Source organism: Corallococcus sp. CA054B, from assembly GCF_003611625.1.
GTDB lineage: Bacteria > Myxococcota > Myxococcia > Myxococcales > Myxococcaceae > Corallococcus > Corallococcus coralloides.
This window is the reverse complement of record NZ_RAVY01000039.1, coordinates 42,001-57,081: the sequence shown is the minus strand read 5'-3', so window position 1 is coordinate 57,081 and position 15,081 is coordinate 42,001. Positions and strand designations below refer to the sequence as shown.

Here is a 15,081-nt window from a genome sequence, read left to right as displayed (position 1 = left end):
GTGGCAGCAGGCGTGTCCTTGCCCTCGGCGCGTGCCTTCTCCGCGATGGCGTCTTCCATGTAGCCGATGAAGGCGGTCTCCAGGCTGTCCGCGTTCCGGGCCTCGATGAGCTTCTGGGGGGTGTCCGCCGCCAGCACCTTGCCCGCGTTCATCAGGGAGATGCGGTCGCAGCGCATCCCTTCGTTCATGAAGTGCGTCGTCACGAAGATGGTGACGCCCTGCTTGCGCGACAGGTCGATCAACAGCTCCCAGAAGCTGTCCCGGGCGACCGGGTCCACGCCCGACGTGGGCTCGTCCAGGATGAGGATCTGCGGCCCGTGCAGCACGGCGACGGCCAGCGAGAGCCGCTGGCGCAGGCCCATGGGCAGGTCTCCGGCCAACGCCTCCAGGTGCGCGCCCAGGCCGAACCGCTCGACCAGCTCATCGATGCGCGCCTTCGCCTTGTCCGGAGGCAGGTGGTAGAGCCGGGCGTGCAGGACCAGGTTCTGCTGAACGCTCAGCTCGCCGTAGAGCGAGAACGCCTGCGTCATGTAGCCCAGGTTCTTGCGCACCTCCATGCTGCCCGCGTCCACGGAGCTGCCGAAGAGCTTCGCCGTGCCTTCCGTGGGAGGCAGCAGGCCGGTCAGCATCTTCATGGTCGTGGACTTGCCGCAGCCGTTGGAGCCCAGGAAGCCGAAGATCTCCCCACGCTCGATGTTCAGCGTGACGTGGTCGACGGCAACGAAGGTCCCGAAGCGGCGGGTCAGCCCGTGGGCCTCGATGGCCAGCTCCGCGTTGCCCGGCGCGCGCGGCGGGATGGTGATCTCCTTGTGGCCCCGGCGCTTCTCTTCAGGCAGCAGCGCGATGAAGCACTTCTCCAGGTCCTGGGTCCCCGTGCGCTCCATCAGCTCCGCGGGCGTCCCCGTCGCCAGCACTCGACCCGCGTCCATGGCGACGATCCAATCCCACTGCTGCGCTTCGTCCATGTACGCCGTGGAGATGATGACGCTCATGCCGGGACGCCCGGCGCGGATGTCGTCGATGAGGGTCCAGAACTGCCGCCGGGAGAGCGGATCCACGCCGGTGGTGGGCTCGTCGAGGATGAGCAGGTCCGGGTCGTGCACCAGCGCGCCGCACAACCCCACCTTCTGCTTCATGCCGCCGGAGAGCTTGCCGGCGGGGCGCTCCGCGAACTTCCCCAACCCGGTGGCCGCGAGCAGCTCCGGGACGCGGACCTTGCGCTCCTCGGGGGTCAGCCCGAAGAGCCGGGCCATGAAGTCCACGTTGTCGTAGACGCTGAGCTCCAGGTAGAGGTTCTTGCCCAGGCCCTGGGGCATGTACGCGATGCGCGGCCCCACTTCGCGCCGGTGCCGCGCGTCCGCGATGTCCCCGTCCAGGACCATGACGCGCCCCTGCTGCATCTTCTTGGCGCCCGCGACCAGGGCCATCAGCGTGGACTTGCCCACGCCGTCAGGCCCCACGATGCCCACCCGGATGCCGCTGGGCACGTCGAGCGAGAGGCCGTCCAGCGCGACGGCCTTGCCGTAGCGGTGGGTCACGTCCTGGATGGAGACCACGAGCTGGCTTGGGGAGCCGGCCGGCGCCCCGGGAGACACGGATGAGACCATGGCGGGGCCCTCCCTTGTCGCCGGGCTAGTGGGGTTCGGATTCCGCCGTGACGACGTTCTGCAGCCGGGAAGGCCACGCCGCGTCAGGGTCCACCTTGACGTAGCCGACGCCGCGGATGCCGGTCTTGATGCGCTCGACGTAGCGGCTGGCCAGCTCCCGGGGGACCTGGAGCTTCAGGCGGAACACCAGCTTCTCCCGCTCGCTCTTCGTCTCCACCTGCTTGGGTGTGAACTGCGCTTCCGGCGACACGAAGGACACGTAGCCGGGGATGGAGCGGTCGGGCTCGAAGTCGACGGTGAGGCGCGCCTCGGAGCCGATCTTCACGCGGGCGGCCTCGCTCGCGGGCAGGAAGATCTCCATGAAGACATCCTCCAGGTTCACGAGCGTCAGCGCCGGTCCGCCGGGAGACAGCACCTCGCCGGGCTCGGCGAGGCGGTAGAGGACCCGGCCCGTCACTGGCGACTTGAGCGTCGCGTCGGCGATGCGCGTCTGAATCGTCGCCGCGTTGGCTCGCGCGACTTCAATCTCCTCCCGCGAGGTCTTCAGCGTGGCCTCGGCCTCCGCCAGGCTGGCCCGGGTGGTCTCCAGCTGGCTCGTCCGGACGTCCACGTCCCGCTGCGAGCCGGCGCCTTGCGCCACCAGCCTCCGGGCGCGCTCGGCCTCGATGGTGGCGAGCTCGATTTCACTCTTCTGTTTGACGATGCCCGCCTCGGCCACCGCCAGCTTCTCCTGCGTGGCCGCGAGGTTCGCGTTGGCCTCCGCCAGGCTGGCCTCCAGCGTGGTGGTGTCCAGCCGCACCAGCACCTGCCCTGGCTTGACGAGGTCGCCTTCGTTGACGAGCACCTCCCGCACCCGCAGGGGCTCCTTCGCGGAGACATCCGCCAGCTTCGACTCGATGCGGCCGTTGCCCGAGACGATTCCCTCCGGCAGCGCGGACTTCTTTCCCTTCCAATACTTGAAGCCGATGAATGCGAGAATCGCGAGGGCGACCAGCCCGATGATCCACTTGGATTTCCCTTTCGGCTTCCAGGGCATGGCGGAGTCTCTATGGCTTGACGGGTTGAGAGACCGTCTTGGTTTCTTGCTTCCGAGGCTTGGACAGCATGTCGCCCCAGTGGGTCCGCTGTTCCATCTCCGCCTGCATCGGCTCCGGCACGATGGGCTGATCGCGGCGGACCTCCCAGCCTCCGCCCAGCGCCTTGTAGAGGGCGACCAGGTTCGTGGCGATGTTGGAGCTCGTCTGGGCCAGGTTGTTCTGTTGTTCCAGGAGCGACCGTTGCGCGTCCAGCACGCGCTGATAGTCCACGGCGCCTTCGCGGTACTGCACCAACGCGAGCTCCACCGACCGCTGCGCGGACTTCACCGCGGCCTGCTGGAAGGTCATGGCCTGCTGGGCGTGGATGAACCCCGTGAGGGCGTCCGCCACCTCCTGGGCCGCCTTGAGCACCGTGTTGCGGTAGTTGACGAGCAATTGCTGGAACCGCGCGTCCTCGACACGCACCCCGTTCTTCAGGCGGCCGTAGTTCAGGAAGGGGAAGACGATCCGGGGGCCCACGGAATAGAAGAGGCTGCCCAGGGAGAAGAGATTGCCGGAGGCCGCGGCGCTGGTGCTCGCCTGGAGCCCGATGGTCCCGAAGAGGGAGAAGCTCGGATAGAGCTCCGCCTCCGCGATGCCAATCCGGGCGCACTGCGCGGCGGCATACAGCTCCGCGCTGCGGACATCCGGGCGCCGCCGCAGGATTTCAGCCGGCATGCCGACGGCCACCGTCGCGGGCGCCACCGGAATCTGCTTGGGGCCCGCGAGCAGCGCCTCCACCTCGCCCGTGGGCTGGCCCAGGAGCGTGCTCATGGCGTTGCGAGCCTGCTCCAGCCCGGCTTCCAGCTGGGGGATGGTGGCCCGGGTGCTCTCCAGCAGGGTCGCGGCCTGCGTCACATCCAGCTCCGAGGTGACGCCGTTGCTGAAGCGCGACTCGGCGATCCGGAAGCCCTCCTCCTGGAGGCGCACGTTCTCCCGCGCCTGCTCGATGAGCACCTCGAAGGTGCGGACCAGGACGTAGGTTCGCGCGACCTCCGCGGTGAGCGAGACGAGCGAGGACTGGTAGTCCGCCACCGACGCGAGCAGGCCCGCGGTCCCAGACTCCACGCCCCTCCGGTACTTGCCCCAGAAGTCCACCTCCCACAGCGCGTCGAAGCCCAGCTGGTACTCCAGGAAGTGCCGGTCGATGGAGCCCAGGTTGAAGTCGATGGGGTTGGCCGCGGCGGAGTTCTCACTGCGCCCCACCGCGGCGGCGCTGCCGACGAGGGCCTGGGCCTGCGGGTACTGCCGGCCGGTGAGGATGGCCAGCTGGGCGCGTGCTTCAACGATGCGCAGCCCTGAAATTTGCAGCGGCAGGTTCTGCCTGGCGGCGAGCTCGACGAGCCGGTCCAGCGAGGGATCGCCAAAGGACTTCCACCATTGGGTGTCGACCGCGGCCTGCGTCGACAGGCGCGGGTCGCCCTGGGTGCGCCACTCCCTGGCGACCGCGGCCTCGGGCCTCTTGAAGTCGGGACCGACCGCGCACCCGGAGAAAACGCCGAGCAGCGACATGGTGCCGACGAAGGATGCGAATCCCGGCTTCATCCCCTGCATGGCGCTGGCCGTCCCCCGCATCCGCGACACCTCGATGGGCGGGGAGATTCAACACGGGAGGCGCCGCGCGGAAGTGCTGCGCGTCCAAATGCCCTGGAGGGCAGTGCCCGGTGTCCGCTGGCCCAACCCCGACACGAACCCGGGGGCATGAGGGCTGTCACCTGCCGCATCCGGTAGCAACCCTATGTCCATGGCACAGGACACGCACTCGGAGCCCCTGAAGCGCAAAGCCTATGAAAAGGAGCTGCGCAAGCTCCAATCCCAGCTCTGCCAGCTTCAGGATTGGGTCAAGCAGGAGCAGATGCGTGTCATTGTCGTCTTCGAAGGCCGGGACGCGGCGGGCAAGGGCGGAACGATTCGCGCCATCACCGAGCGGGTCAGTCCCCGGGTGTTCCGCGTGGTGGCCCTCCCGGCGCCTTCGAGCCGGGAGAAATCACAGATGTACCTGCAGCGGTACGTGCCGCATTTCCCCGCGGCAGGTGAGATCGTGGTCTTCGACCGCAGCTGGTACAACCGGGCCGGAGTCGAGCCGGTGATGGGCTTCTGCACGCCCGAGGAACACGAGCGCTTCCTCATCGGCTGTCCCGTCTTCGAGAAGTACATGGTCGAAAGCGGAATCCTCCTGCTGAAGATCTGGCTGGAGGTCGGCAAGGCGGAGCAGGCGCGGCGGTTCGCGGCGCGCATTGACGACCCCTTGCGGCAGTGGAAGCTCAGCCCCATGGACATCAAGTCCTGGACGCGCTGGTACGACTACTCCAAGGCGAGGGATCAGATGCTGGCCGCGACGGACACGCCCTATGCGCCCTGGTACGTCCTGCGGTCCGACAACAAGAAGAAGGCGCGGCTCAACTGCATCCGCTTCCTGCTGGAGAAGATTCCCCATCAGCGCGTGAATCGCCCCAAGGTGAAGCTGCCCCGCCGCTCCACGCAGGGCGAGTACGACGACGAGGCTTCCCTTCAGGGGAGGCGCTTCATCCCTGAAAAGTACTGAGGAGGGCAGCGGGGTCCGTCACCTCGAGGTCCGCGCCGTGGCGGCGCAATCCGGAGGGCTGGCCCAACCGGTCGACGCCAATGACATAGGCGAAGTGGGCCGCCCGCGCGGCCGCGACGCCCGCGGGGGTGTCCTCGAAGAGGACCGCCTCGTCGCAGGTGACACCGAGCGCCCGGGCCGCCGCGAGGTAGAGCTCGGGGGGCTGCGTGGCTTCGAGCCGTGCGTCGAAGAGGTCCTCGATGCCGGCCGACCGGAGCATCTCCGCGCCGTGCCTGCTCGCGGAGACGGCCGCGGTCCGGAGTCCCTCGGCGCGCGCCGCCTGGACGTAGCGGACCGCTCCCTCATACGTCTCCACGCGCTCCTCCCGGAGCAGCTCCACCAGGAGCTCTCCCTTGCGGTCGTTCAGTGCGTGAACCGTGCTCTCCGGCAGCTCGATGCCGCGGGCGTCGAGGAACGCGTGGATGCCTTCCAGGGACGGCCTGCCATCGAAGCAGCGGCTGTAGTCGCGCACCAGGTCGAAGGGGATGAAGGGCTGCCCCGAGGACCGCGCGCGCTGCCGCAGGTAGTAGTCGCACAGCTGCTTCCAGGCCCTGGCATGGAGGCTGGCGGTCTGGGTGAGGACGCCATCCACGCTGAAGAGGCAGGCGCGCGCGCGTGGCGGGAGCCCCAGCTTCGTCCGTGCAAGGGGTGGCTGGCCCAGGAGGAAGACGTCCACCGCGTGGGCGAACCCGTCCTCCTCGTTGGTGCGGGTGACGTGGCGCGCGGAGCGTTGGACCTCGGGGCTGGCGTTGCCCATGGCGATGCCCAGGCCGGCGGTGTTCAGCATGGGCAGGTCGTTGGCCATGTCCCCGATGACCGCGATCTGCTCGAGAGGAAGCGAGAGGAGGCGCGCGGCCTCCCGCACGACCATTCCCTTGTTCGCCTCGGGGTGCGTGACGTCGAGGTAGTAGGCCGTCGAGCGCGCTGCGGACGCCTCGGCGCCCAGCCGCACGGCGAGCTCCGCCTCACAGCGCGCGACCCGCGCCGTGTCCTCGCTCACCCCGACGATCTTGATGGCGCCGTCGAGCACACCGTGCAGGTCCGCGACGACGGTCGGGTCGAACCCGACGTTGTTCCGCTCGCGCGCCACGCGGAAGGCGTCGCGGTCGCGCAGGAACCAGCCCGCCCCCTGATAGACCCAGACATCCAGGCCCGCCTGGAGCATGAAGTCGACGGCCTGACTGGCGATGGCGGGAGGCAGGGTCCGCTGTGCCAGCACCGTCGTGAGGTCGGGCTTGACGTACATGCCGCCGTTGAACGCGGCCAGGGGAGCGGTGAGGCCCAGCGGGGCCACCAGAGCGGCCATCCCACGCGGCGGACGCCCGCTCGTGAGGGTGAACATGACGCCGCTGTCGCGCAGCCGGGCCACGGCCTCGCGGGTTCGCGAGGTGAGGACCTTGTCCTTCGTCACCAGGGTCCCGTCGACGTCCGCGATGAGCAACTTGATGGTCATGGCTGCCTCCGCTCGCCCGCCGCCGTGACCGCACGCCGGGCGCTGCCAGTGACAGTGCGGTCCAAGGCTCAAGATGTCATCGCGACGCGGGCCGCACGCTCCTGCCCGGCGCCCGGAGGCAACCCCGTTGCCGAGCGCCCCACCGCCGGTTGCCGGCGCACCGGGACGCCCTCAGGTTTGGCTCCAGGGACGGGAGGAAGACATGCGGACGAAGGCAGGGCTCGGCGAAACCGCGCGAGCCATCGTTGCCGACGCAAAGGGCATCCTGGCGGCGGACGAGACGGTCTCCACGATCACGAAGCGCCTGACCGCGCGCGGAATCGAGTCGACCGCGGACAGCCGCCGCGCCTACCGGGAGCTGCTCTTCAGCACGCCCGGCATCGCCGGGTTCATCGGCGGTGTCATCCTGCAGGACGAGACGATCCACCAGGACAGCGCGGACGGCATCCCGCTGGCCAACCTGCTCGTGCGCCGCGGCATCATTCCCGGCATCAAGGTCGACGCTGGCGTCCGTCCCCTGGCCGGCGCGCCGGGAGAGTCCGTCACGGAAGGGCTCGACGGGCTCCGCGAGCGGCTGGAGCAATACCGCGAGCTGGGCGCGCGCTTCGCCAAATGGCGCGCGGTCTTCGTCATCCGCGATGGACGCCCCTCGGCGACGTGCATCCACGCGAACGCGCACGCGCTCGCGCGTTACGCAGCCCTCTGCCAGGAGCAGGGCCTGGTGCCCATCGTGGAGCCCGAGGTCCTGATGGAGGGAGCGCACGCGCTCGAGCGGTGTGAGGACGTGACGGGGCGCGTGCTGCAAGCGGTCTTCACCGAACTCTTCGTCGCGCGGGTGGCCCTGGAAGGGATGTTGCTCAAGCCGAACATGATCACCGCTGGCCACGGCTCCGCGAGGCAGGCCTCGGTGGAGGAGGTGGCGGAGGCGACGTTGCGCGTCCTGACGCGCCACGTGCCGCCCGCGGTCCCCGGCATCGTCTTCCTGTCCGGCGGACAGGACGCGGCCCTGGCCACGGAGCACCTCAACGCCATCAACGCGCTGGAAGGCCCGAAGCCCTGGACGCTGAGCTTCTCCTTCGGACGCGCGCTGCAGGACGAGGCGCTCGAAGCCTGGCGGGGCCAGCGCGAGCAGGTGCCCGCCGCCCAGCGGGCGTTCCTCCACCGCGCCTGGTGCGACAGCGCGGCGGTCCTGGGCAGCTACAGCGCGGCCATGGAGGGCGAAGCGGGCATCGCCCCGGCCGACTCAACGCTCCACACCCACCACTGATGGGAGGCATGTCATGGCACACCCCGAAGGAACGGAAGCGTCGGAGTATGGGTCGCCGTTGTCCGCCAGGGAGCACGGCCAGGGGCCCTCCGCTCCAGGCCGCGAGCGGACCCGGGGCGGGGGACCGCTCACCGCCAGGGAAGTGGAGTTGATGAACGCGTACTGGCGGGCGTGCAACTACCTGGCGGTGGGGATGATCTACCTCCAGGACAACCCGCTGCTGCACCGGCCCCTGCTGCCGAAGGACGTGAAGCACCGGCTGCTCGGCCACTGGGGCGCGAGCCCGGCGCTCTCGTTCACCTGGGTCCACCTGAACCGGCTCATCGTCGAGCAGAACCTCGACATCATCTTCGTGGCCGGGCCGGGCCACGGCGCCCCGGGCGTGCTCGGGCCGGCGTACCTGGAGGGCACCTACTCGGAGGTCTATCCGGACAAGAGCATGGACGCGGAGGGGATGCGGAAGTTCTTCAAGCAGTTCTCCTTCCCCGGGCACATCGGCAGCCACGTCACCCCGGAGACGCCAGGCTCCATCCACGAAGGCGGCGAGCTGGGCTACAGCCTCTCCCACGCGTACGGCATGGCCTTCGACAACCCGGACCTCATCGTCGCCTGCGTCGTGGGTGACGGCGAGGCCGAGACGGGGCCGCTCGCGACGGCCTGGCACTCGAACAAGTTCATCAACCCCGTGCGGGATGGCGCCGTGCTGCCCATCCTGAACCTCAACGGGTACAAGATCGCCAACCCGACCATCCTCTCCCGCATCAGCCAGGAGGAACTGGAGGCGCTGTTCGTCGGCTACGGCTACAAGCCCTACTTCGTCGAGGGCAGCGACCCGGCCCAGATGCACCAGAAGATGGCGCAGACCCTGGAGCAGGCCGTCGAGGAGATCCGCGCCCTGCAGAAGACGGCACGGCTGACGGACACCCCGACGCGTCCGCGCTGGCCCATGATCATCCTGCGCTCGCCCAAGGGCTGGACCGGTCCGAAGGAGCTGGACGGGCACAGGCTGGAGGGGAGCTGGCGCTCACACCAGGTCCCCTTCGGCGACGTGCGAGGCAACCCGGCGCACCTGAAGGCGCTCGAGGACTGGATGCGCAGCTACCGGCCCGAGGAGCTGTTCGACGCGGAGGGACGGCTGATGCCGGAGCTCCGGTCGCTCGCGCCCAAGGGGGCGCGGCGGATGAGCGCGAACCCCCACGCCAACGGCGGCCTGCTCCGCAAGGCGCTCAGGATGCCTGACTTCCGCGACTACGCGGTCAAGGTCGGCTCGCGCGGCACCACGTTGCATGAGAACACGAAACCGCTCGGCGAGTTCCTGCGCGACATCATGCGCGACAACCCGACGAGCTTCCGCGTCTTCGGTCCGGACGAGACCGCCTCCAACCGGCTCCAGGCCCTCTACGAGGTGAGCGGGAAGACGTGGATGGCCAAGATGGTGCCGGAGGATGCCGACGGGGGCTACCTCGCGCGGGACGGCCGCGTCATGGAGATGCTGTCGGAGCACACACTGCTGGGCTGGCTGGAGGGGTACCTGCTCACGGGGCGCCACGGCCTCTTCCACACCTACGAGGCGTTCGCCCACGTCGTGGACTCCATGTTCAACCAGCACGCCAAGTGGTTGGACATCAGCAAGAACCACGTGAAATGGCGGGCGCCCGTTGCCTCGGAGAACATCCTGCTGTCCTCGACGGTGTGGCGTCAGGACCACAACGGGTTCTCACATCAGGACCCGGGCTTCATCGACCTGGTGACCAACAAATCCGGCTCGGTCACGCGCATCTACCTGCCGCCGGATGCCAACACGCTGCTGGTGGTGGCGGACCAGTGCCTGCGCAGCACCGACTGCGTCAACGTCATCGTCGCGGACAAGCAGAAGCACCTGCAGTTCACCAGCATCGACGAGGCCGTCGCCCACTGCGCCAAGGGGTTCGGCATCTGGAAGCGGGCCAGCACGGACGAGGACGCGGAGCCGGATGTCATCCTGGCCTGCTGCGGTGACGTCGCGACGCAGGAGGCCCTGGCCGCCGCCTCCATCCTGCGCGCGCGCGCACCGAGCCTGAAGCTGCGCTTCATCAACGTCGTCGACCTGTTCAAGCTCCAGTCGTCGGCGGACCACCCGCACGGGTCCACCCAACGCGAGCTCCAGAGCCTGTTCCCGCCGGGCAAGCCCATCATCTTCAGCTTCCACGGCTATGGGTCACTCATCCACAAGCTGGCCTATCGCTACATCGACCACGAGGACCTGCACGTGCATGGCTACCGGGAGAAGGGCAACATCAACACGCCCTTCGAACTGGCCATCCTCAACGAGACGTCCCGCTTCCACCTGGTCATCGACGTCATCGACCGAGTGCCGGGGCTGAGCGCCAAGGCGGGGCACCTGAAGGAGGAGATGAAGAACGCCATCCTCGACAACCTGGCCTTCGCGCACGAGCACGGCCGGGACCGCCCTGAGATCGCGGACTGGACCTGGCCGGACTGAGAGGCCGCTCACGCATGGCGCGACCGGGCGCCATGCGTGGGCCTCGCGGCGGCTACTGCCCCAGCACGACGCGGAAGATGCGCTCGTTGCTGTTGTTGGGGATGCTGTCCTTGTCACCCTGGTTGGTGGTGGTCAGCCAGAGGTTGCCGTCCGGGGTCGGCTCCACGGTGCGCAGCCGGCCGTAGGTGCCGACGAAGAACTGCTGCACGTTGGTCAGGCTGGTGCCGCTGATGACCTCGCGGTAGAGGCGCGTGCCGCGGCCGCAGGCCACGTAGAGGACGTCGCGCACCACCGCGATGCCGGAGCACGAACCGTCCGCCGTGGAGTAGGTCTGCTTCGGCGCGATGTAGCCGGCCGTCGCGCAGCCGGAGCCGCCCTGGGACACCGTGCCCTCGCAGTTGGGCCAGCCGTAGTTGCCGCCCTTCTGGATGAGGTTGGTCTCGTCCATCACGGAGTTGCCGAACTCCTGCTGCCACAGGCGGCCCTGGGAGTCGAAGGCCAGGCCCTGCGGGTTGCGGTGGCCGTAGCTCCACACGTAGTTGCCGAAGGGGTTGTCGGACGGGACGGTGCCGTCGGCGTTGAGGCGCAGCACCTTGCCGGCCAGGTTGTTGATGTCCTGCGCGTAGGCGCCGTTCTGGGCATCCCCCGTGGACGCGTAGAGCTTCCCGTCCGGGCCAAAGCGCAGACGCCCGCCGTTGTGGAACTTGTTGCGGCCGATGCCCTGGAGCAGCACCTGGAGCGACGCGGTGTTGAGGGCGCCGTTCTCATACCGCAGCCGCACGATGCGGTTGTCGGTGGGGGAGGTGTGCATCACGTACAGCCAGCGGTCGGTGGCGAAGGTGGGGGAGAGCGCCAGCCCCATCAGGCCGCCCTCGCCGTCGGTGCTCTGCACGTTGGGGACGGTGCCCACGGACGTCTTCTGTCCCGTCGCCGGGTCCAGGCGGATGATGTTGTGCGCGTCGCGGCGGCTGTAGAGCACCGTCCCGTCCGGCAGGTTCACCAGGCCCCACGGGATGTCGTTGTCGGTGGCGACCTGGATGACGGAGCAGACGGCGTTCGCGCAGGCCTGACCGGTGGTGACCGTCACGGACGCGCTCTGGGCGGACGCATTGGCCTGGGCGTCGCGGGCGAGCACGGCGTAGGTGTAGGCCGTGTTCGCGGACAGGCCGCTGTCGACGAAGGTCGTCCCCGGCGGAGAGCCGGCCACCGTGCCAATCTTCACGCCGCCCCGGAACACGTCATACGCGCTCACGCCCACGTTGTCGGTGGACGCGGTCCAGTTCACCGTCACGCTGGTGCCGGACGCGGTGGCGGTGACGCCGGTCGGGATGCTGGGAGCCTGGGTGTCCGCCTGGCATTGCGGCGGGGTGATGGAGAGCGTGCCGCTGCCCTGGGAGACATTGCCCACCGCGTCCCGGGCATTCACATACAGGCCCCAGCTGACACCGGGGACCACGGTCAGCCCGGTGGACACCGTGGCGCCGGAGACGGACTTCATCAGCTGGCCGTCATGGTAGACGTCGTAGAAGGCGACGCCCTGGTTGTCCGTGGATGGCGACCAGGACAGCGTCGCCGAGTTGCACGTCACGTTGGACAGCGTAAGCCCCGTGGGCACGGTGGGCGCCTGGGTGTCGGCCGGAAACGACCACTGCTGGTTCGTCTGGGCGTTGCAGGTCCAGACGATGACCTTCGAGCTGTTGGCCGTGGCCTGACCGGACACGTCGAGGCACAGCGAGGTCGCCGTGTGGATCACCGCGCCGGCCGTGTTGCGGACCCATCGCTGGTTCGCCGTTCCATTGCAGGCGGCGATGACGGCCCGGGCCCCGGAGCTGGCGGTCTCCGGCTGGACGCACCACGAGCCACCGAATGCGCGGAGCTCGCCTTCCGGCGTGAAGAGGAACCGCTGGTTGTCCTGGCTGTGGCAGTCATAGATGTGGAGCTCCTGCCCCGCCGTCTGGCTGTTCTGCGCCACGTCGAGGCAGCGGCCGGACTGCACGCTGACGAGCCGCGAGCCGGCGACCACCGCGGCGGTCTGTGTCTGGAGTTCGGGCTCGTTCTCCGGCTTCTCTCCACAAGCAGTGACGGTGACCAGGACTCCGGCCAGTAGGTGACGAACATTCATTGAGATGCTCCTTTGCATTCCGCCTCTTTCACGGAATCCAGGAAGTGCCTCAAGTGAACTCTCTGGAACGCGTTGGCCGATGTTGAGCGGCTATCAACAGGCCCCCAGGTTCAATTGCCTGCCGCCGAAGTCGCTCTCACCGCCTCCGCTCGCAGGAGCCGCTCCGCGCGGAACCGGCGCAGGCGGCGGTTGCTGATGGTCAACCCGTCGACTCCGCCGGAGGCCGCCCGCGTGAACGTGACCGCGCCGAGCGAGCCGGAGAAGCGGTCTCCACCGATGGCCTCCAGCACCACCTCGTCCCGGCGCGGCCAGCGGATGGCCAGCTTCCCGTCCGCGACGCGCACCGTGTAGGTCATGTCGACCTCGTCGCTGCGGTACTGCCCCGCGAAGGCCGCCAATGCCGAAGCCGTGGGCTTCGGCTCGGTCACACCATGTCCAGGCCGCGATACCCCATCAAGCGGAGGCCGCCGCCGTAGCCCGTCACGGTGCCGTCGCTCAACCTGCCGGAGGTCCGCATCAGCGCGACCAGCGCCTGCCCACCGACGCGTGCGTCGAGCAGGTTCTGCTCCCACTTCAGCATGTCCCCAACCGTGGAGAACAGGTTGCCCGCGCCACAATGGGCGGAGTTGGAGACGCTGAGGCGCCAGCCACCGCCGTCGCGGGAGGTGTAGCCCCAGGCGCGCCGGGGAAAGAGCTCGGTGTGGTCTTCGCGGAAGCGGGTGTCAGTCATGCCGAGCGGCTTGAAGATCCGCTCGTGGGCGAACGCTTGCAGCGACTGACCGGAGACGCGTCGCACCACGACCGCCAGCAACGTGTAGGCGGCATTGCCATACAGGACCTCCGCGCCCGGTTCGAAGTTCACGCCACGTTGCCGGCTCAGGGCCCAGAGGATGTCTGCCTCGGTGGACACGTCATCGCCGCGCCAGCCCGCCAGGTTCAGCAGCTGTCCCTGCTCCCGCAGCCCGTTGGTGTGATGCATCAGGTGCGCGAGCGTGATGGCCTTCCCATACGCGGACAGCTCCGGCACGTACTTGCGGATGTCGTCGTCCAGCGAGAGCTTGCCCTCCTGCGCCAGCAGTCCAATCGAGAAGGCCGTGAACTGCTTGGAGATGGAGGCGATGGAGAAGACCGAGCGCGGCGTGACCGGAGCGTCGTGCTCCAGGTCCGCCATGCCGTAGCCTTGCGCGTAGTCCAGCACGCCGTCGCGTGAGATGCCCATGGCGCAGCCGGGTGCGGTCTTGCTCTTCCACTGCGAGAAGTGTGCATCCACCTGCTTGTGGCGGTCCCTGGGCAGGGCCGCCGTGACCGGAGCGGCCAGGGCGGGGGCACACGTGAGCGCGGCGAACAGGAACGACGACACGAGCAGCTTGCGCGGCATGGAGCGCTTCCAGGGCAAGGGGTGAACGGGGGCACCCTGCCTGCGCTGACGCCATGCTGGGGGAGTGTTCAGCCGGTGGGGCCGGGCCCGCGGTGAACGGGCACCGGCATGCGGCGAACGGGCGCCCGTCAGCGCTCGATGCGCTGGCTTGCCGCTACTTCTTGTCGCCGCGGCCCTTGAACAGCTTCTGGCCCAGGGTGAAGAGCACCACCAGCAGGGCGCCGGAACCCAGGCCCACCGCGGCGTTGATCACCATGGGCGCCAGCCCGCCCAGGACGCTGCCCACGCCCGGGACGCGCCCGGCCCACGCGGTGAAGGACTCCTCCGCGTGGTGCAGGCCGGAGACGCCGTGCACGAGGATGCCGCCGCCCACCAGGAACATGGCCGCAGTGCCCGCCACGGAGAGGAACTTCATCAGCCACGGCGCCGCGCTGAGGATTCCCCGGCCCAGGCCCTGCGCGAAGCCACTGCTCTTGCGGCTGAGGTACAGGCCCGCGTCGTCCAGCTTCACGATGCCCGCCACCAGCCCGTACACGCCCACCGTCATGATGAGGGCGATGCCCACCATGACCGAGACGCGGGTGGCGAAGTCCACCGCCGCCACGGTGCCCAGCGTGATGGCGATGATCTCCGCGGAGAGGATGAAGTCCGTGCGCACCGCGCCCTTTATCTTGTCCTTCTCCAGGGCGACCATGTCCACGGCCGGATCCTCCAGCGACTTGCGCAGCTCGGCGTGGTGCGCGTCGTCCTCCTCCTTGCCGTGCAGGAACTTGTGCGCCAGCTTCTCCGCGCCCTCGAAGCAGAGGAAGGCGCCGCCCACCATCAGGAGCGGGGTTACCAGCCAGGGCGCCAGCGCGCTGATGGCCAGCGCCGCCGGGACCAGGATGGCCTTGTTGACCAGCGAGCCCTTCGCCACCGCCCACACCACGGGCAGCTCGCGGTCCGCGTTCACGCCCGTCACCTGCTGCGCGTTGAGCGCCAGGTCGTCTCCCAGCACACCCGCGGTCTTCTTCGCCGCCACCTTCGTCAGGATGGAGACGTCATCCAGGATGGTGGCGATGTCGTCGATGAGCGCAATTAGGCTGCTGCCTGCCATGGATGTCTTCCGGGCT

At 68.8% G+C, this 15,081-nt stretch carries 11 protein-coding genes; 3 read left to right on the top strand and 8 right to left on the bottom strand.

The window, feature by feature from the left end; all coding sequences use genetic code 11:
* The 3 genes from D7V80_RS12860 to D7V80_RS12850 form a co-directional block, all read right to left on the bottom strand.
* A partial coding sequence (locus D7V80_RS12860; RefSeq protein ID WP_147447081.1) for an ATP-binding cassette domain-containing protein occupies window positions 1–1,607 on the bottom strand: 1,607 nt, incomplete at its 3' end.
* Between the two features lie 25 nt (window positions 1,608–1,632).
* Window positions 1,633–2,643: an HlyD family secretion protein gene (locus D7V80_RS12855; protein WP_014394296.1), complete on the bottom strand. Its 1,011-nt coding sequence runs from the start codon at window positions 2,641–2,643 to the stop codon at window positions 1,633–1,635.
* 10 nt (window positions 2,644–2,653) lie between these two features.
* On the bottom strand, window positions 2,654–4,228 hold the full coding sequence (locus D7V80_RS12850) for an efflux transporter outer membrane subunit (RefSeq protein ID WP_233585292.1): 1,575 nt from the start codon (window positions 4,226–4,228) through the stop codon (window positions 2,654–2,656).
* A 199-nt stretch (window positions 4,229–4,427) separates the two neighbouring features.
* On the opposite strand from D7V80_RS12850, the gene ppk2 reads away from it, so the two are divergent.
* Entirely contained in the window at window positions 4,428–5,228 is an 801-nt protein-coding gene (ppk2, locus tag D7V80_RS12845; RefSeq protein WP_120588432.1) for a polyphosphate kinase 2, read from the top strand.
* Here the strand turns inward: ppk2 and D7V80_RS42225 are convergent.
* Window positions 5,209–6,720: a Cof-type HAD-IIB family hydrolase gene (locus D7V80_RS42225; RefSeq protein ID WP_199738579.1), complete on the bottom strand. Its 1,512-nt coding sequence runs from the start codon at window positions 6,718–6,720 to the stop codon at window positions 5,209–5,211. The genes ppk2 and D7V80_RS42225 overlap by 20 nt on opposite strands.
* 202 nt (window positions 6,721–6,922) lie before the next feature.
* On the opposite strand from D7V80_RS42225, the gene D7V80_RS12835 reads away from it, so the two are divergent.
* On the top strand, window positions 6,923–7,987 hold the full coding sequence (locus D7V80_RS12835; RefSeq protein ID WP_120588425.1) for a class I fructose-bisphosphate aldolase: 1,065 nt from the start codon (window positions 6,923–6,925) through the stop codon (window positions 7,985–7,987).
* Window positions 7,988–8,000: 13 nt separating this feature from the next.
* Window positions 8,001–10,469, top strand: coding sequence for a phosphoketolase (locus D7V80_RS12830; RefSeq protein WP_120588424.1), 2,469 nt, complete (start codon window positions 8,001–8,003; stop codon window positions 10,467–10,469).
* Between the two features lie 52 nt (window positions 10,470–10,521).
* On the opposite strand, the gene D7V80_RS12825 is transcribed toward D7V80_RS12830, so the two are convergent.
* From D7V80_RS12825 to D7V80_RS12815, 4 genes are all read right to left on the bottom strand, one after another.
* A complete protein-coding gene (locus D7V80_RS12825; protein ID WP_120588423.1) occupies window positions 10,522–12,591 on the bottom strand; it encodes a PQQ-dependent sugar dehydrogenase in 2,070 nt (689 codons plus the stop codon).
* Window positions 12,592–12,701: 110 nt separating this feature from the next.
* On the bottom strand, window positions 12,702–13,019 hold the full coding sequence (locus D7V80_RS42710) for a hypothetical protein (RefSeq protein WP_233585291.1): 318 nt from the start codon (window positions 13,017–13,019) through the stop codon (window positions 12,702–12,704).
* Window positions 13,016–13,969, bottom strand: a complete 954-nt coding sequence (locus tag D7V80_RS12820) for a serine hydrolase (RefSeq protein ID WP_233585290.1) — start codon at window positions 13,967–13,969, stop codon at window positions 13,016–13,018. Before D7V80_RS12820 ends, D7V80_RS42710 begins: the two co-directional genes overlap by 4 nt.
* A 154-nt stretch (window positions 13,970–14,123) precedes the next feature.
* Entirely contained in the window at window positions 14,124–15,065 is a 942-nt protein-coding gene (locus D7V80_RS12815; protein ID WP_120588422.1) for a DUF808 domain-containing protein, read from the bottom strand.
* Window positions 15,066–15,081: the final 16 nt, after the last annotated feature.

Excerpts from the sequence above, each read along its gene's own strand:
- D7V80_RS12855 (WP_014394296.1), bottom strand. The coding sequence starts at position 2,643 with ATGCCCTGGAAGCCGAAAGGGAAATCCAAGTGGATCATCGGGCTGGTC.
- D7V80_RS12850 (WP_233585292.1), bottom strand. The coding sequence starts at position 4,228 with ATGAAGCCGGGATTCGCATCCTTCGTCGGCACCATGTCGCTGCTCGGC.
- ppk2 (WP_120588432.1), top strand. The coding sequence starts at position 4,428 with ATGGCACAGGACACGCACTCGGAGCCCCTGAAGCGCAAAGCCTATGAA.
- D7V80_RS42225 (WP_199738579.1), bottom strand. The coding sequence starts at position 6,720 with ATGACCATCAAGTTGCTCATCGCGGACGTCGACGGGACCCTGGTGACG.
- D7V80_RS12835 (WP_120588425.1), top strand. The coding sequence starts at position 6,923 with ATGCGGACGAAGGCAGGGCTCGGCGAAACCGCGCGAGCCATCGTTGCC.
- D7V80_RS12830 (WP_120588424.1), top strand. The coding sequence starts at position 8,001 with ATGGCACACCCCGAAGGAACGGAAGCGTCGGAGTATGGGTCGCCGTTG.
- D7V80_RS12825 (WP_120588423.1), bottom strand. The coding sequence starts at position 12,591 with ATGAATGTTCGTCACCTACTGGCCGGAGTCCTGGTCACCGTCACTGCT.
- D7V80_RS12820 (WP_233585290.1), bottom strand. The coding sequence starts at position 13,969 with ATGCCGCGCAAGCTGCTCGTGTCGTCGTTCCTGTTCGCCGCGCTCACG.
- D7V80_RS12815 (WP_120588422.1), bottom strand. The coding sequence starts at position 15,065 with ATGGCAGGCAGCAGCCTAATTGCGCTCATCGACGACATCGCCACCATC.